This window comes from Leifsonia sp. PS1209 (genome assembly GCF_012317045.1).
Lineage (GTDB): Bacteria > Actinomycetota > Actinomycetes > Actinomycetales > Microbacteriaceae > Leifsonia.
On the sequence record NZ_CP051154.1, the window covers coordinates 1,377,776 to 1,393,364 of the forward strand.

Consider the following 15,589-nt stretch of genomic DNA (forward strand, 5'->3'; position numbering starts at 1 on the left):
TCTCCCGACCCGGCTGTCAGATGTAGATGGCCGGGTCGAGGAAGTCGTCGCCGGGGATCTGCTCGTGGCCGGTGCGCGGGCGAGCGCGGGCCGGGACGCCGGTGAGGACGGACCCCGACGGGGAGTCGTGGATGACGACGGCGTTCGCGCCGATCACGGTGTGCGACCCGATCGAGATCGCGCCGAGCACCTTCGCCCCTGCGCCGACGATCACACCGTCGCCGATCGTCGGGTGCCGCTTGCCGTGACCGCTGCCCTTCCCGCCCAGGGTGACGCCGTGGTACAGCATCACGTCGTCGCCGACGAAGGTGGTCTCGCCGATCACCACGCCCATCCCGTGGTCGATGAAGAAGCGCCGTCCGATCGTGGCGCCCGGGTGGATCTCGATGCCGGTCAGGAACCGGGTGAACTGCGACAGGAACCGCGCAGGCATCTTCAGCCCTGACCGCCACAGCCGGTGGGCGAGGCGGTAGGACCAGATCGCGTGCAGGCCGGAGTACGCCGTGAAGACCTCGAAACCGCTGCGCGCTGCAGGATCGTGTTTGCGCGCGTTCGCGATGTCCTCACGGATGCGGGAGATGAACGCCAATGGATCAGTCCAGCAGGTCGGCCCAGAGCGGGGTCGAGATGTAGCGCTCACCGGTGTCGCACACCACGGCGACGATGGTCTTGCCCGCGTTCTCCGGCCGCTTCGCGAGCTGCAGGGCAGCCCAGACGATCGCTCCGGACGAGATCCCGGCGAGGATGCCCTCCTCGCTGGCGAGCTTCTTCGCGATGTCGAGAGCGTCGTCGAACGACACGTCGACGACCTCGTCGTAGATCGTGGTGTCCAGGATCTCCGGCACGAAGTTCGCGCCGATGCCCTGGATCTTGTGCGGCCCTGGCTTGCCGCCGTTCAGGATGGGGGAGTCGATCGGCTCAACGGCGACCACCTGCACGCCGGGCTTCCGCTCCTTCAGCACTTGGCCGACACCGGTGATGGTGCCTCCTGTGCCGACGCCGGCGACGAAGATGTCGACACCGCCGTCGGTGTCCTCCCAGATCTCCTCCGCGGTCGTCGCGCGGTGGATGGCGGGGTTGGCCTCGTTCGCGAACTGCTGCGCCCAGATGGCGTTCTCGGTGTTCGCGACGATCTCCTTGGCCTTCTCGACCGCTCCGCGCATCCCGTCCGGTCCCGGCGTGAGCACGATCTCCGCGCCGAACGCGCGCAGCAGCACGCGGCGTTCCTTGCTCATCGTCTCCGGCATGGTCAGGATCACCTTGTATCCGCGGGCGGCGCCGACCATCGCGAGCGCGATGCCGGTGTTGCCGCTCGTGCCCTCGACGACGGTGCCGCCCGGACGCAGCGCTCCCGCCTTCTCCGCCGCGTCGATGATCGCGACGCCGATGCGGTCTTTGACGCTGCCGGCGGGGTTGTAGAACTCCAGTTTGCCGAGCACCGTCGCGCCGACGCCTTCGGCGATGCGATTGAGCTTGACGAGCGGGGTCCTTCCGACCGCCTCGGTGATGTTCTCGTAGACGTGACCAGTCATGGCTCTTCCTCGTTGACGCGGGTGGACGGTGTGAAAGCCTTACAACTCTATTCCCGTCGCGGCGGGTAACCGCCTGTGTGACTCCTGGGGGCGTGCCGTAGGCTCGACGGGCGATGTCATCCGAAGCCAGCTCCCCTCCGTCCGTCCGCTCCGTCAGAGACGAGGTCGCAGCGCTCCTCGCGCGCGCGGGCGTCCCCGACCCGGAGGTCGACGCCGACCTGCTCGTCGGCCATGTGCTCGGCGAGGGGCGCGGGCGCGTGCAGGCGCTCATCCACCTGGATGCGACAGTCCAGGATGCGGACGTGTCGCGCATCAGAGAACTCGCAGAACGCCGCGCCACCCGCGAGCCTTTGCAGCACATCACCGGCACCGCCCCGTTCCGCTCGCTGGAGCTGGCCGTCGGGCCCGGCGTGTTCGTCCCACGGCCGGAGACCGAGCAGGTGGTGCAGTTCGCGATCGACGCACTGCGCTCCGTGCCGAGTGCAGAGCCGATCGGCGTCGACCTCGGCACGGGGAGCGGGGCGATCGCGCTGGCGATGGCGACGGAGGTGCCGCACGCGCGCATCCACGCCGTCGAGAACTCGCCGGAGGCGTTCATCTGGGCCAGACGCAACGTGGAGGAGTCCGGCGTCACGAACGCCAGGGTCGTGTTCGTGGACCTGGCCGACGCGCTGCCCGAACTCGACGGCACGGTCGACGTCGTCATCTCGAACCCGCCCTACATCCCGGCCGAGGCGATCCCGCGCGACCCGGAGGTGCGGCTCTACGACCCGCCCGCCGCGCTGTACGGCGGCCAGGACGGCCTCGACGTCGTCCGGACGATCTCGCGCGTCGCCCAGCGGCTGCTGCACGAGGGCGGAACGCTCGTCCTGGAGCACGGCGAGCTGCAGGGAGCCGAGATCCGGGAGATGCTCACCGCGGACGGGTGGCGTGCCGCCGCGACGCACCGCGATCTGACGACGCGCGACCGCACGACGACCGCGATTCGCTAGCCCTTCTGCCGCGCGCCGCTAGCCCTTCTGGCGCGCGCGGCGCTCCTCCTCCTTCGCCAGCCGCTCGCGCACCTTCGCGATCACCTCGCGCTCCCGCTTCCGCGCCTCCCGCAGCTGCGACTCCGCCTCCCTGCGGGCCTTCGCCGCCTCGCGGATCGCCTTGTCGTTCGGCACGGGCTCCGGCCGGGGCTCGTAGGCCGTGACCGGCTCGCCGCTGCGCCGGGACGACACGTAGTGCTCGATGCCGTCCAGGATGCGTTCCAGCCCGAACGCGAAGTCGTCCTGGTCGTCGTCGCCCTCTGCGTCCGAGTACGTGCCGGAGAGCACAAGCGGCGACAGGTATGGGAAGCGCTCAGGGGTGACGAGCTCGGCCAGCGCCGCGGTGAACGCCTCGCCGCGCTGCGGAGGGCCGTCCAGCTGCCGGGAGCGGGTCACATCCCGTTCGACCACCGCGGTCGCGCGCGCGTACGAGCTGAGCAGCAGGGCCGTCGACATCTTTTCCGGCTCGGTGAGCGGCAGGTCCTTCATCACCCGCAGTCCCCAGTCGAGCACGGCGAGGTTGTTGGGCATCAGCGGCATCCCGGCGATCGGGATGTCGGGGAACCAGGGGTGCGCCTGAATCACCTGGATGCTGGCCATCGCCCAGAGGCGCAGCCCGCTCCGCCAGTCGGTGTCCTCCTCCTCGGAGGGGATCGGCACGGCGCAGACCGCATCCTGCATCAGGGCGAGCACGTCGTCCTTGCTGGTGACGTAGCGGTAGAGGGACATCGTGGTGAAGCCGAGCGCCGTCGCGATCTTGCTCATCGAGACCGCAGCGAGGCCTTCGTCGTCGGCGAGCTGGATCGCCGCGTCGACGATCCGCTCGATGCTGAGCTCGCGTTTCGGCCCGCGCTGCGGGCGCTCTGCGACTCCCCAGCTGAGCGCTACGGCTCGGGGGAGTGCTTCTTCGACGGCATCGGCCATGTCGCGCCCTTTCGGTTGTTGACACCCATCCTAGAACTGTGTATACCTTAAACAAAACAGCGTGCACCATAAACAGTTTGCGTCGTACTCAGAAGAGTGGATGCAGAAAGGAACCGATCATGACAGCTCAAGCGATCCAGATCGCCGGCCTCCGGAAGTCCTTCGGCGACCAGCGTGTGCTGGCCGGCATCGACCTCAGCGTCGCGGCGGGAAGCGTGTTCGCGCTGCTCGGGCCGAACGGCGCAGGCAAGACGACGCTGATCAACATCCTGTCCACCCTGGTGGCTCCGGATGCGGGCCAGGCCACCGTCTGCGGCCACGACGTCGTGCACGACAGGGAGGGCGTCAAGCGCTCGATCAGCCTCACCGGCCAGTCCGCCGCCGTCGACGACGTGCTCACCGGCGAGGAGAACCTGCGCATGATGGCGAGACTCTCCGGATACACCGCAGCAGGAGCGCGGACGCGGACGGCGGAGCTTATCGAGCGGTTCGACCTCGGCGACGCGGCCCGCAAGCGCGTCAAGGCGTACTCCGGCGGGATGCGCAGGCGTCTCGACCTCGCCATCAGCCTGGTCGCGACCCCGCCGGTCATCTTCCTCGACGAGCCGACCACCGGACTCGACACCCGCAGCAGGCAGACGCTGTGGGCGATGATCCTCGACCTCGCTGCGCAGGGCATCACCATCCTCCTCACCACGCAGTACCTGGAGGAGGCCGACCAGCTCGCCGACCGCATCGCCGTGATCGACCACGGCGTCGTCGTCGCGGAGGGCACGGCCGCCGAGCTCAAGGCGCGCGTCGGGGGAGAGGTCGTCGAGCTGAGGGACGCCGACGACGAGATCGTCCGCGAGCTCCCCACCGACGGCACCGTCCACGGACTCCGCGCCGCCATCGATCAGCTGGATGCGCACCTCCTGCCCGGCGGCAGCGTCAGCATCCGCAAGCCCAGCATGGACGACGTGTTCCTCGCGCTCACGTCGAGCCCCACGTCACCCGCATCCACCGCATCCCGTGCAGCAGAAGAAATGGAGGTCACCCGATGACCGTCGCACTGGACACCCGCCGGACCGCAGCCCCCGCCGCCGTCGACCGCACCGTCTCCCGCCTGACGAGCACCGTCGTGTTCGTCGGCCGCAGCCTCCGCCACACCGTGCGCAACGTCGAAGCGCTCACGATGGCGATCCTGCTCCCGATCATGCTCATGCTGCTGTTCACCTACGTGTTCGGCGGCGCGATCGACGGAGGAGGGGACTACGTGAACTACGTCGTCCCCGGCATCATCCTGCTCTGCGCGGGCTTCGGCTCGTCGAGCACCGCGGTCGACGTGGCCGACGACATGACGAACGGCATCGTCGACCGGTTCCGCACCATGCCGTTGCACGCCAACGGGGTCATCACCGGCCACGTGGTGGCGAGCCTCGTGCGCAACCTGCTGGCCACCGGCGTCGTGATCGGCGTGGCCCTCGCGGTCGGTTTCCGGCCGACGGCGAACGCGGCGCAGTGGCTCGGCGCCATCGCGGTGATCGCCCTGTTCATCCTCGCGATCACCTGGCTGTACGCCGCGATCGGGCTGGCGGCGAAGAACCCGACGGCCGCGAACGGCTACGGCTTCGCCCTGCTGTTCCTGCCGTACCTGTCGAGCGCGTTCGTGCCGACGGACACGATGCCGACCTGGCTGCAGTGGATCGCCGAGAACCAGCCGATCACGCCCATCATCGAGACCATCCGCAGCCTCCTCTTCGGCACGGACGCAGGCACCCGCCCGCTCTGGGCGATCGGCTGGTGCCTCGCGATCATCGTCGGCGCCTACCTCTGGGCGGCCATCCAGTTCCGCCGCAAGGCCGGCCGCCGCTGACCGGCGATCCCGTCCCCGCCCAGATGGCTGCGCTCGACGGCTATGGGCGGGGACGGGTGGAGAAGGTGTGGATGGCGGCGCGGAGGCCGTCGGTGTCGAAGGTGCCGTCGGCCAGCTTGGTGAAGTGGAAGGCGTGCATCCCGGCCTCGCGGGCGCCCTCGACGTTGGCGAGGGAGTCGTCGAACAGGATCGCGTCTGCCGGGTCGACGCCGAACCGGCCGAGAGCCCTGGTGAAGATGCGCCGCTCCGGCTTGCGGGCGCCGAGCACCGCGGAGACGAGGTCGTTGCCCTGCAGCACGTCGACGATCTCGGGGGTCAGCACCGGCAGCGAGTCCTTGAACGGGATCGGGTTGTTGGACAGCAGCGAGACCGTGCCGAGCGTCGCCGCCTCGTGCAGGGCGTCGATCGACCCCTGGATCGGTGTCATCGCCGCCTTCCTGGCCTGCTGCCACTGCTCCAGCGTGAGGCGGGCGCCCGTCACGTCGGCGAACGCATCCAGGTATTCGGCGCTCGTGGAGTACTCGCCGATCTCCGCCGCGCGCTCGAACCCTCCCGCCCACCAGCTGGAGGCCAGGCGGTACTGGCTCACGCCGCCGAGCTGCGCCAGCGCGGGCAGGCGCTTGTGGAAGTCGTAGTCGTAGAGGGTCTTGTCGCAATCGAAGAAGTAGACATCCATCAGGACAAGTATCGACCTTCCAGCAGGGAACGCCCTGATCGCTCATCTATCATGGTGGGCGACATGTCTCCCATCTACGACTGCTCCGTCGACTCCGAACTCCTCACCGGCATGCGGCTCGCGCGCGCCGCCATCGGGCGGGGCGAACTCGTCGTGATACCGACGGACACGGTCTACGGGGTCGCGGCGGACGCCTTCAACCCCGCCGCCGTGCAGCGCCTCCTGGATGCGAAGGGTCGCGGCCGTCAGTCGCCTCCCCCCGTGCTCATCCCCGGCATCCCGACCCTCGCCGCCCTGGCTGAAGAGGTCCCGCAGGCCGTGACCGACCTCGTCCAGGAGTTCTGGCCGGGCGGGCTGACCGTCGTGCTGCCCGCGCAGCCGTCGCTGGTCTGGGACCTGGGGGAGACCCGCGGAACGGTCGCCCTGCGCATGCCGAGCGACACCATCGCCCTCGAACTCCTCTCCGAGACCGGCCCGCTCGCGGTCTCCTCCGCCAACCTCACCGGCCGCCCCGCCGCCCGCACCGCCGCGGAAGCAGAGGCCATGCTCACCGACTCCGTCTCCGTGTACCTCGACGGGGGAGAGGCGGGCGCCGGGTACGACCGCGTCGACGGCAAGGACAGCTCGTCCACCATCGTCGACGCGACCGCGCTGGCCGCAGGAACGGGAAAGCTCCGCATCCTGCGTCACGGCGTGATCTCGGCGGAGCAGATCCGTGCCGTCGTCGGCGACCAGCTCGCGGACGACAGCGTGGTGGAGCCCACCGATTCCTCCCCGGGCGCCTGAGCCGTGACCCTCCTCCTCGCCCTCGCGCTGATCTCGGCCGTCATCACCTTCGGGATGTCGCTCGTCGTCTACAAGCTGAGCCTCAAGTACCGGCTGTACCCGAAGATCCGGGAACGGGATGTGCACACCAGGCCGACTCCGCGGCTCGGCGGCATCGCGATGTTCCTCGGCATCCTGGTCGCGTTCGGCGTCGCCTGGCTGCTGTCCAGCCAGTTCGGCGTGCTGACGTTGATCTTCTCCGACTCCGGGCCGATCATCGCCATCCTGGGCGCCTCGCTGCTGATCGTGGTCATCGGCGTCGCCGACGATATCTGGGACCTCGACTGGATGACCAAGCTGGCCGGGCAGTTCGTGGCGGCCGGGCTCGTGGCCTGGCTGGGCGTGCAGATCTACTCCCTGCCGATCGGCGGCCTGACCGTCGGGTCGCCGGTGATGAGCATCATCATCACGCTGTTCGCCATCGTGCTCGTGATGAACGCCATCAACTTCATCGACGGCCTGGATGGTCTCGTGGCGGGCGTGGCGCTCATCGCCAACGGCTCGTTCCTCGTCTACACCTATCTGCTGCAGCGCGAGATCAGCCCGCAGAACTACTTCAGCCTCGCCGGCGTCATCGCGGCCATCCTGGTCGGAGCGTGCGCCGGGTTCCTGCCGCTCAACTGGCATCCGGCGAAGATGTTCATGGGAGACGCGGGAGCGCTCCTGATCGGGCTGCTCATGGCCACCTCGGCCATCTCGGTCACCGGCACGATCAACCCGGAGGCGCTGCAGACCCTCGGCAAGTCGTCGCTCGTCCCCGCGTTCGTGCCGATCATCGTCCCGTTCGCCGTGCTGATCGTGCCGCTCCTCGACTTCGGGCTCGCCGTCATCCGGCGGCTGCGGGCGGGGAAGTCGCCGTTCAGCGCCGACCGCAAGCACCTGCACCACCGGCTCCTCGACATGGGGCACACCCACCTGCACGCCGTGCTGATCTTCTACGGCTGGACCGCCGTGCTGTCGATCGGCTGTCTGCTGTTCTTCTTCGACCCGTACTGGATGGCGATCGTGTTCATCGCCGTCGGCCTGGTGGTGTGCGCAGCGTTCACGCTCGCCCCGCTGAGCCGCAGGAAGGCCAACGAGGCCGCGGCGGAGCTCGCCCCTGCTGGAACGGACGAGGCGGACGCGACCGCCCGCTACGACCAGCTGGACGCCGCGAGCGAGCACGCCCCCACCACCGCGCCCACCCCGGCGACCACCCCCCTCAGCAAGGAGACACAATGACCGACCACGACGGCGGAAACCCCGCCGACGGCCGGCCCGACGAACCCGCCGCACCGCAGCAGGCGGCGCCCGCCCAGCCATCGTCGACCCCCATCCTCAAGGACGTGCTGAAGTACGGCCTCATCCTCGCGCTGGTCATCGCCGTCGTCGGCGCGATCCTCGGCGGCGTCTTCGCCGGATGGATCGGCGTGACCAGCGCCCTCATCGGCACGCTGATGGCCGTGGTGTTCCTCAGCATCACCGCTCTGAGCATCCTGATCGCCAACAAATTCGTCGGCACCGACCTGTTCGTCGGCCTGTTCTTCGGCATCGTGCTCGGCGGCTGGCTGCTCAAGTTCGTACTGTTCCTCGTGCTCGCCTTCGTGCTCAGGGACCAGCCGTGGATCAACCCGATCGTGCTCTTCCTGAGCCTGATCGCGGGGGTCATCGGGTCGCTCGTCGTCGACATGATCGTCGTCTTCCGGTCCCGCGTGCCATACGCCAGCGACGTCACGCTGCCCGGTGAGAAGCGCTGACCCGTGTCCGATTCGTTACCCTGCGAAAACTCTTGTAGAGTTGTGGTGATTCCCCACCCGCATAGCGCCTCAGGCTTCAATCGGCGCATGATCCCGGGTGTCCAAATGTTCGTCGCTGCGAGAGCTTTGGCTCGACGCCCCGAAACAGGAGATAGCGCTGTTAGCTAACGCTGTGAACCTGCTGGTCCAGACCGCAAGCTCCGATGATGGTAGCTTCCACGGTCCGTCGATCGATGAGTTCTTCCCGCCCGCAATCTTTTCCATCGGTGGCTTCGAGGTCAACCGGATCATGGTCATCCGCTTCATCGCGGTCCTGGCCATCGTCCTGATCTTCTGGCTCGGCACCCGTCGCATGAAGGTCGTCCCCGGACGCTTCCAGTCGGTCGTGGAGATGGGGCTCGACTTCGTTCGGGTCAACATCGCAGAGGACCTCCTCGGCAAGAAGGACGGTCGTCGCTTCCTGCCGATCCTCACCACCATCTTCTTCATGGTGCTGTTCATGAACCTGACGGGCATCATCCCCGGCCTGAACATCGCAGGCACCTCGGTGATCGGTGTCCCGCTGGTGCTCGCCATCGTCGCGTACATCTCGTTCATCTACGCGGGCATCAAGGCGAGCCCGGGCAACTTCTTCAAGAACTCGCTGTTCCCGCCCGGTGTGCCGAAGGCGCTCTACATCATCGTGACGCCGATCGAGTTCATCTCGACCTTCATCCTGCGTCCGATCACGCTGACGCTCCGACTTCTGATGAACATGGTCGTCGGCCACCTGCTGCTGGTGCTGTTCTTCAGCGCGACGGCGTTCTTCCTCTTCACCGCCGGAAGCTGGTGGTCGCTCTTCGGAATCGGCACCTTCGCGTTCGGCTTCGCATTCACCCTGTTCGAAATCCTGGTCGCAGTCCTCCAGGCCTACGTCTTCGCGCTGCTCACGGCTGTCTACATTCAGCTCGCAGTCGCCGAGGAACACTAACAACGTTCCGCGCACTCGCACGGAACGCCATCACGGAAGGAAACACATAACGTGGACATCGCTGCTATCTCCGGCAACATTGCCACCGTTGGATACGGTCTCGCGGCCATCGGCCCGGCCATCGGCGTCGGCATCGTCGTCGGCAAGACCATCGAGGGCGTCGCTCGCCAGCCCGAGCTCGCCGGCCGTCTCCAGGTTCTGATGTACATCGGTATCGCGTTCACCGAGGCGCTCGCGTTCATCGGTATCGCTACGTACTTCATCTTCACCACCGGCCAGTAGTCCTCTTTATCACTCTTCAGTAAGGAGGAACGATGCTCTACGGTTTGGTTCACGCCGCCGCGGAGGCCGAGCAGCGCAATCCGCTCATCCCCGAGTGGTATGACGTCGTCGGTTCATTCATCTGCTTCGTCATCATCCTGTTCTTCTTCTGGAAGCTCGTGCTTCCGCGGATGAAGAAGCTCCTGGATGAGCGCGCAGAGGCGATCGAAGGCAACATCGCGAAGGCCGACGAGGCTCAGCACAAGGCGGAGGCGCTCCTCGAGGAGTACACCGCCCAGCTCGCCGACGCCCGCGCAGAAGCGGCCAAGATCCGTGAGCAGGCTCGCACCGACGGACAGAAGATCGTCGCAGAGGCGAAGGACAACGCGACGGTCGAGGCCGCCCGCGTCACCTCCAACGCCCAGGCGCAGATCGAGGCAGAGCGCCAGTCCGCCGTCGTCGCTCTCCGCAGCGAAGTCGGCTCGCTCGCCATCGACCTGGCATCGGGTGTCATCGGTGAGGCTCTCAACGACGACAAGAAGTCGCAGGCGATCATCGACCGCTTCCTGGCCGACCTCGACGCCAGCGAAAAGGCAGGGTCGAACAAGTAATGGGAAGCGCCTCCAGAGAAGCACTGGCCAGGTCCGTGTCGGCTCTCGCCGCTCAGGGCTCCAAGGCCGATCTGGCGACGGCCGAAGACCTGTTCGCCGCAGGACGGGTCGTCGCAGACTCCGCCCAGCTCCGAGCGGTCGTCAGCGATCCCTCGGCCGACTCGGCGGGCAAGACCGCGCTCGTGCAGCGTGTCTTCGGCTCGCTCTCGGCGCCGGCCGTCGAGCTGCTGGGTGTCGTCGCGTCCGAGCGCTGGTCGAGCCAGGACGACGTCCTGGCCGCGATCGAAGAGCTCGGTGTCCGGTCGATCGCCCAGTCGGCGCCGAAAGACGTCGACATCGCCGCAGAGCTGTTCGCCTTCGGAGGCGCCGTGACCTCCAACGCGCAGCTCGAACTCGCACTGCGCAGCAAGCTCGCAGACCCGGCATCCAAGAGCGCGCTCGTCGAGCGCCTGCTCGACGGAAAGGCCTCCGTGCAGACGGTCGCCATCGTGCGCCAGCTGGTGCTGCAGCCTCGCGGCCGCAGCATCCGCGAGGGTCTGCGCGAAGCAGCCCGCGTCGTCGCGGCCCAGTCGGGACTCACCGTCGCGACGGTGTTCACCGCGAAGCCGCTCCCCGCCGCGCAGGCCGAGCGCCTGCAGGCGGGCCTCGCAGCGAAGTACGGACAGAAACTCAAGATCAACCAGGTCGTCGACCCCACCGTCCTCGGTGGACTGCGTGTGCAGATCGGCGACGACGTGATCGACGGCAGCATCGCCTCGCGCATCACCGATTTACGACTTCAGCTGGCGGGCTGACCGCCCCAAGATAGGGAACAACGATGGCAGAACTAACGATCAGCCCCGACGAGATCCGGGACGCGCTCAAGGACTTCGTCACCAAGTACGAGCCCACCAAGGCAGCGACCACCGAGGTCGGACACGTCATCGACGCGTCCGACGGCATCGCGCACGTCGAGGGTCTCCCCGGCGTGATGGCGAACGAGCTCATCCGCTTCTCCGACGGCACCCTGGGCCTCGCCCAGAACCTCGACGAGAACGAGATCGGCGTCGTCGTCCTCGGCGAGTTCGACGGCATCGTCGAAGGCATGGAGGTGACCCGCACCGGCGAGGTCCTCTCCGTCCCCGTCGGCGACGGCTACCTCGGTCGCGTCGTCGACCCGCTGGGCAAGCCCATCGACGGCCTGGGCGACATCGCCTCCGAGGGTCGCCGCGCACTCGAACTGCAGGCGCCCGGCGTCATGCAGCGCAAGAGCGTGCACGAGCCCCTCCAGACCGGCATCAAGGCCATCGACGCGATGATCCCGGTCGGCCGCGGCCAGCGCCAGCTCATCATCGGCGACCGCCAGACCGGCAAGACGGCCATCGCGATCGACACGATCATCAACCAGAAGGCCAACTGGGACTCGGGCGACGTCAACAAGCAGGTTCGCTGCATCTACGTCGCCATCGGCCAGAAGGGCTCGACCATCGCCTCGGTGAAGGGCGCGCTCGAGGATGCAGGCGCGATGGAGTACACCACCATCGTCGCGGCTCCCGCCTCCGACCCCGCCGGCTTCAAGTACCTCGCTCCGTACACCGGCTCGGCCATCGGCCAGCACTGGATGTACGGCGGCAAGCACGTCCTGATCATCTTCGACGACCTGTCGAAGCAGGCAGAGGCCTACCGCGCCGTGTCGCTCCTCCTCCGTCGTCCGCCGGGACGCGAGGCATACCCGGGTGACGTGTTCTACCTGCACTCCCGTCTGCTGGAGCGTTGCGCCAAGCTGTCCGACGAGCTGGGCGCCGGCTCGATGACCGGTCTCCCGATCATCGAGACCAAGGCGAACGACGTCTCCGCGTACATCCCGACCAACGTGATCTCGATCACCGACGGCCAGATCTTCCTGCAGTCCGACCTCTTCAACGCCAACCAGCGTCCGGCGGTCGACGTGGGTATCTCGGTCTCGCGCGTCGGTGGCGACGCGCAGGTGAAGTCGATCAAGAAGGTGTCGGGCACGCTCAAGCTCGAGCTGGCCCAGTACCGCTCGCTCGAGGCCTTCGCGATGTTCGCGTCCGACCTGGATGCGGCCAGCCGTCGTCAGCTCGCCCGTGGCGCACGCCTCACCGAGCTCCTCAAGCAGCCGCAGTACTCGCCGTTCCCCGTCGAGGAGCAGGTCGTCTCGATCTGGGCCGGCACCAACGGCAAGCTCGACGAGGTCGCTGTCGAAGACATCCTGCGCTTCGAGGCAGAGCTGCTCGACCACCTCCGCCGCAACACGGACGTCCTGAACGTGCTGCGCGAGACCAACCAGCTGTCGGACGAGACCGTCGCGACGCTCGAGGCAGAGGTCGACAAGTTCAAGCTCGAGTTCCAGACCGGAGAGGGCAAGCCGCTCGCCTCCGTCGGGCGCGAAGAGTTCGAAGCGATCGCCGAAGAGGATGTCAACCAGGAGCGCATCGTCAAGGCGAAGCGCTGAGCCGCGGCATCGCCCGGCGACAGCAGATAGTTACGTAGGAGAGACATGGGAGCGCAACTTCGGGTCTACCGGCAGAAGATCAAGTCTGCCCAGACGACCAAGAAGATCACTCGGGCCATGGAGCTGATCTCCGCCTCACGCATCCAGAAGGCGCAGGCGAGGGTCGCCGCTTCAACGCCGTACGCCCGCGCCATCACGCGCGCGGTGTCGGCGGTGGCGACGTACTCGAACGTCGAGCACGTGCTCACGACGGAGCCGGAGAAGATCGAGCGCGCAGCGATCGTCATCTTCTCCTCCGACCGTGGACTCGCAGGCGCGTTCAACTCGAACGTGCTGAAGGAGTCGGAGCAGCTCGCAGAGCTGCTCCGGAGCCAGGGCAAGGATGTCGTCTACTTCCTGATCGGACGCAAGGCGAGCGGATACTTCAGCTTCCGCCGCCGCGCGTTCGAGCGGGTGTGGACGGGCGGCACGGACGCTCCGGAGTTCGAGCAGGCCAAGGAGATCAGCGACGCGATCCTCGAGTCCTTCCTCCGCGACTCCGCGGACGGCGGGGTCGACGAGATCCACATCATCTACAACCGCTTCGTGAGCATGCTCACGCAAGAGCCGGAGGTCGTCCGACTGCTTCCGCTCGAGGTCGTGGAAGGTGTGGAGGAGCCGGGCGACAAGCAGATCCTCCCGCTCTACGAGTTCGAGCCGGATGTCGGCACCGTTCTCGACTCGCTCCTCCCGGTGTACATCGAGAGCCGCATCTTCAACGCCATGTTGCAGTCGGCTGCGTCGAAGCACGCTGCGACGCAGAAGGCGATGAAGTCCGCGAGCGACAACGCGGACAAGCTCATCACCGACTACACCCGCCTGGCCAACAACGCGCGCCAGTCCGAGATCACCCAGCAGATTTCCGAGATCGTCGGCGGTGCGGACGCACTGAGCTCCGCCAAGTAACTCGGACGACACACGTTTAGCAAACGAGAAGAGAAGACACCATGACTACCGCAACCGCCGAAGCTCAGGCTTCGACCGCGCAGCCGGCCGGCGTCGGGCGCATCGCCCGCGTCACCGGCCCTGTCGTCGACATCGAGTTCCCCCATGACTCGATCCCTGGCATCTACAACGCGCTCAAGACCACGATCACGATCGGCGAGGAGTCGACCGAGATCACCCTCGAGGTCGCACAGCACCTCGGAGACGACCTGGTCCGCGCCATCGCGCTCAAGCCGACCGACGGCCTGGTCCGTGGCGGAGAGGTCCGCGACACCGGAGCACCCATCTCGGTGCCCGTCGGTGACGTGACCAAGGGCAAGGTGTTCAACGTCACGGGCGACGTTCTCAACGCAGAGCCCGGCGAGACCATCGAGATCACCGAGCGCTGGCCCATCCACCGCCAGCCGCCGGCGTTCGACCAGCTGGAGTCGAAGACGCAGCTCTTCGAGACCGGCATCAAGGTCATCGACCTCCTCACCCCGTACGTGCAGGGTGGAAAGATCGGCCTCTTCGGTGGTGCGGGCGTCGGCAAGACCGTCCTCATCCAGGAGATGATCCAGCGCGTCGCGCAGGACCACGGTGGTGTGTCGGTGTTCGCGGGTGTCGGCGAGCGCACCCGTGAGGGCAACGACCTCATCCACGAGATGGAGGAGGCGGGCGTTTTCGACAAGACCGCCCTCGTCTTCGGCCAGATGGACGAGCCGCCGGGAACGCGTCTGCGCGTCGCCCTGTCGGCCCTGACCATGGCGGAGTACTTCCGCGATGTGCAGAAGCAGGACGTGCTGCTCTTCATCGACAACATCTTCCGCTTCACGCAGGCCGGTTCCGAGGTCTCCACGCTGCTCGGCCGCATGCCGTCCGCGGTGGGCTACCAGCCGAACCTCGCCGACGAGATGGGCCTCCTCCAGGAGCGCATCACCTCGACCCGCGGCCACTCGATCACCTCGCTGCAGGCGATCTACGTTCCCGCCGACGACTACACCGACCCGGCTCCGGCGACCACGTTCGCCCACCTCGACGCCACCACCGAGCTTTCGCGTGAGATCGCGTCGAAGGGTCTGTACCCGGCCGTCGACCCGCTGACCTCGACGTCGCGCATCCTCGACCCCCGTTACTTGGGCGAGGACCACTACCGCGTCGCCACCACGGTCAAGCAGATCCTCCAGAAGAACAAGGAACTGCAGGAGATCATCGCCATCCTCGGTGTCGACGAGCTCTCCGAGGAAGACAAGATCACGGTGTCGCGTGCGCGCCGCATCCAGCAGTTCCTCTCGCAGAACACCTACATGGCGAAGAAGTTCACCGGTGTCGAGGGTTCGACGGTTCCGCTCAAGGACACCATCGAGTCGTTCGACGCCATCGCCAAGGGCGAGTTCGACCACGTCGCAGAGCAGGCGTTCTTCAACGTCGGCCCGATCAGCGACGTGGAAGAGAAGTGGGCTCAGATCCAGAAGGAGAACGGCTAACAATGGCTGTCCTCAACGTCAGCGTCGTCGCCGCCGACCACGAAGTGTGGTCGGGCGAGGCGAGCATGGTCGTCGCGAAGACGGTCGAGGGTGAGATCGGTATCCTCCCCGGCCACGAACCGCTGCTGGCCATCCTCGCCTCCGGCGAGGTGCGCGTGACTCTGAACGGCGGGGAGTCGATCAAGGCCCAGGCCGACGACGGCTTCCTGTCCGTGGAGAACAACACGGTCACGGTGGTGGCACGCCAGGCGGAGCTCGTCTGA

18 protein-coding genes are annotated in these 15,589 nt (G+C 67.2%); 14 read left to right on the forward strand and 4 right to left on the reverse strand.

The features are described from left to right. Window positions 1–16: 16 nt before the first annotated feature. Both epsC and cysK read right to left on the reverse strand, forming a co-directional pair. On the reverse strand, window positions 17–589 hold the full coding sequence (gene epsC / locus HF024_RS06565; RefSeq protein ID WP_168689040.1) for a serine O-acetyltransferase EpsC: 573 nt from the start codon (window positions 587–589) through the stop codon (window positions 17–19). Window positions 590–593: 4 nt separating this feature from the next. Beyond that, complete coding sequence (cysK, locus tag HF024_RS06570) at window positions 594–1,532, reverse strand: cysteine synthase A (protein WP_168689041.1); 939 nt, start codon at window positions 1,530–1,532, stop codon at window positions 594–596. A gap of 113 nt (window positions 1,533–1,645) precedes the next feature. Between cysK and prmC the strand changes: the two genes are divergently transcribed. Beyond that, a complete protein-coding gene (gene prmC / locus HF024_RS06575; RefSeq protein WP_168689042.1) occupies window positions 1,646–2,524 on the forward strand; it encodes a peptide chain release factor N(5)-glutamine methyltransferase in 879 nt (292 codons plus the stop codon). Window positions 2,525–2,542: 18 nt separating this feature from the next. Here the strand turns inward: prmC and HF024_RS06580 are convergent, their stop codons facing one another. Beyond that, on the reverse strand, window positions 2,543–3,487 hold the full coding sequence (locus HF024_RS06580) for a TetR/AcrR family transcriptional regulator (RefSeq protein ID WP_168689043.1): 945 nt from the start codon (window positions 3,485–3,487) through the stop codon (window positions 2,543–2,545). 119 nt (window positions 3,488–3,606) lie between these two features. Here HF024_RS06580 and HF024_RS06585 point away from each other — a divergent pair, with 119 nt between their 5' ends. Together HF024_RS06585 and HF024_RS06590 are read left to right on the forward strand one after the other, a co-directional pair. Then, window positions 3,607–4,530: an ATP-binding cassette domain-containing protein gene (locus HF024_RS06585; RefSeq protein WP_168689044.1), complete on the forward strand. Its 924-nt coding sequence runs from the start codon at window positions 3,607–3,609 to the stop codon at window positions 4,528–4,530. Then, window positions 4,527–5,342, forward strand: coding sequence for an ABC transporter permease (locus tag HF024_RS06590; RefSeq protein ID WP_168689045.1), 816 nt, complete (start codon window positions 4,527–4,529; stop codon window positions 5,340–5,342). The genes HF024_RS06585 and HF024_RS06590 overlap by 4 nt, the downstream gene beginning before the upstream one ends. Window positions 5,343–5,382: 40 nt before the next feature. Here HF024_RS06590 and HF024_RS06595 read toward each other — a convergent pair whose 3' ends face one another. Continuing rightward, on the reverse strand, window positions 5,383–6,018 hold the full coding sequence (locus HF024_RS06595) for an HAD family phosphatase (protein WP_085369382.1): 636 nt from the start codon (window positions 6,016–6,018) through the stop codon (window positions 5,383–5,385). A 63-nt stretch (window positions 6,019–6,081) separates the two neighbouring features. On the opposite strand from HF024_RS06595, the gene HF024_RS06600 reads away from it, so the two are divergent. The 11 genes from HF024_RS06600 (at window position 6,082) to HF024_RS06650 (ending at window position 15,589) form a co-directional block, all read left to right on the forward strand. Further along, on the forward strand, window positions 6,082–6,804 hold the full coding sequence (locus HF024_RS06600; RefSeq protein WP_085369410.1) for an L-threonylcarbamoyladenylate synthase: 723 nt from the start codon (window positions 6,082–6,084) through the stop codon (window positions 6,802–6,804). Between the two features lie 3 nt (window positions 6,805–6,807). Continuing rightward, the gene (locus tag HF024_RS06605; RefSeq protein WP_085369381.1) at window positions 6,808–8,064 is read left to right on the forward strand and encodes an MraY family glycosyltransferase; all 1,257 of its coding nucleotides are present in this window, start codon (window positions 6,808–6,810) and stop codon (window positions 8,062–8,064) included. After that, window positions 8,061–8,579, forward strand: coding sequence for a hypothetical protein (locus HF024_RS06610; RefSeq protein ID WP_168689046.1), 519 nt, complete (start codon window positions 8,061–8,063; stop codon window positions 8,577–8,579). The genes HF024_RS06605 and HF024_RS06610 overlap by 4 nt, the downstream gene beginning before the upstream one ends. Window positions 8,580–8,751: 172 nt before the next feature. Further along, window positions 8,752–9,549, forward strand: coding sequence for a F0F1 ATP synthase subunit A (atpB, locus tag HF024_RS06615; protein ID WP_168689047.1), 798 nt, complete (start codon window positions 8,752–8,754; stop codon window positions 9,547–9,549). A 51-nt stretch (window positions 9,550–9,600) separates the two neighbouring features. Next, window positions 9,601–9,831 (forward strand): ATP synthase F0 subunit C, encoded by a 231-nt coding sequence (atpE, locus tag HF024_RS06620; RefSeq protein ID WP_085369378.1) that lies wholly within the window; start codon window positions 9,601–9,603, stop codon window positions 9,829–9,831. Between the two features lie 32 nt (window positions 9,832–9,863). Continuing rightward, window positions 9,864–10,421 (forward strand): F0F1 ATP synthase subunit B, encoded by a 558-nt coding sequence (locus HF024_RS06625; RefSeq protein WP_168689048.1) that lies wholly within the window; start codon window positions 9,864–9,866, stop codon window positions 10,419–10,421. Next, window positions 10,421–11,215 carry a F0F1 ATP synthase subunit delta gene (locus HF024_RS06630; protein ID WP_085369376.1) on the forward strand — a complete coding sequence of 265 codons (795 nt, stop codon included), beginning with the start codon at window positions 10,421–10,423 and terminating at the stop codon, window positions 11,213–11,215. The genes HF024_RS06625 and HF024_RS06630 overlap by 1 nt, the downstream gene beginning before the upstream one ends. Before the next feature lie 23 nt (window positions 11,216–11,238). Next, window positions 11,239–12,876, forward strand: coding sequence for a F0F1 ATP synthase subunit alpha (atpA, locus tag HF024_RS06635; RefSeq protein ID WP_085369375.1), 1,638 nt, complete (start codon window positions 11,239–11,241; stop codon window positions 12,874–12,876). Between the two features lie 45 nt (window positions 12,877–12,921). Then, a complete protein-coding gene (locus tag HF024_RS06640; RefSeq protein ID WP_085369374.1) occupies window positions 12,922–13,821 on the forward strand; it encodes a F0F1 ATP synthase subunit gamma in 900 nt (299 codons plus the stop codon). A gap of 41 nt (window positions 13,822–13,862) precedes the next feature. Then, window positions 13,863–15,326 carry a F0F1 ATP synthase subunit beta gene (gene atpD / locus HF024_RS06645; protein WP_085369373.1) on the forward strand — a complete coding sequence of 488 codons (1,464 nt, stop codon included), beginning with the start codon at window positions 13,863–13,865 and terminating at the stop codon, window positions 15,324–15,326. Window positions 15,327–15,328: 2 nt separating this feature from the next. Beyond that, on the forward strand, window positions 15,329–15,589 hold the full coding sequence (locus HF024_RS06650) for a F0F1 ATP synthase subunit epsilon (protein ID WP_055892062.1): 261 nt from the start codon (window positions 15,329–15,331) through the stop codon (window positions 15,587–15,589).

Excerpts from the sequence above, each read along its gene's own strand:
- atpA (WP_085369375.1), top strand. The coding sequence starts at position 11,239 with ATGGCAGAACTAACGATCAGCCCCGACGAGATCCGGGACGCGCTCAAG.
- HF024_RS06630 (WP_085369376.1), top strand. The coding sequence starts at position 10,421 with ATGGGAAGCGCCTCCAGAGAAGCACTGGCCAGGTCCGTGTCGGCTCTC.
- HF024_RS06595 (WP_085369382.1), bottom strand. The coding sequence starts at position 6,018 with ATGGATGTCTACTTCTTCGATTGCGACAAGACCCTCTACGACTACGAC.
- cysK (WP_168689041.1), bottom strand. The coding sequence starts at position 1,532 with ATGACTGGTCACGTCTACGAGAACATCACCGAGGCGGTCGGAAGGACC.
- HF024_RS06600 (WP_085369410.1), top strand. The coding sequence starts at position 6,082 with ATGTCTCCCATCTACGACTGCTCCGTCGACTCCGAACTCCTCACCGGC.
- HF024_RS06610 (WP_168689046.1), top strand. The coding sequence starts at position 8,061 with ATGACCGACCACGACGGCGGAAACCCCGCCGACGGCCGGCCCGACGAA.
- prmC (WP_168689042.1), top strand. The coding sequence starts at position 1,646 with ATGTCATCCGAAGCCAGCTCCCCTCCGTCCGTCCGCTCCGTCAGAGAC.
- HF024_RS06590 (WP_168689045.1), top strand. The coding sequence starts at position 4,527 with ATGACCGTCGCACTGGACACCCGCCGGACCGCAGCCCCCGCCGCCGTC.
- HF024_RS06640 (WP_085369374.1), top strand. The coding sequence starts at position 12,922 with ATGGGAGCGCAACTTCGGGTCTACCGGCAGAAGATCAAGTCTGCCCAG.
- HF024_RS06580 (WP_168689043.1), bottom strand. The coding sequence starts at position 3,487 with ATGGCCGATGCCGTCGAAGAAGCACTCCCCCGAGCCGTAGCGCTCAGC.
- HF024_RS06650 (WP_055892062.1), top strand. The coding sequence starts at position 15,329 with ATGGCTGTCCTCAACGTCAGCGTCGTCGCCGCCGACCACGAAGTGTGG.
- atpD (WP_085369373.1), top strand. The coding sequence starts at position 13,863 with ATGACTACCGCAACCGCCGAAGCTCAGGCTTCGACCGCGCAGCCGGCC.
- HF024_RS06625 (WP_168689048.1), top strand. The coding sequence starts at position 9,864 with ATGCTCTACGGTTTGGTTCACGCCGCCGCGGAGGCCGAGCAGCGCAAT.
- HF024_RS06585 (WP_168689044.1), top strand. The coding sequence starts at position 3,607 with ATGACAGCTCAAGCGATCCAGATCGCCGGCCTCCGGAAGTCCTTCGGC.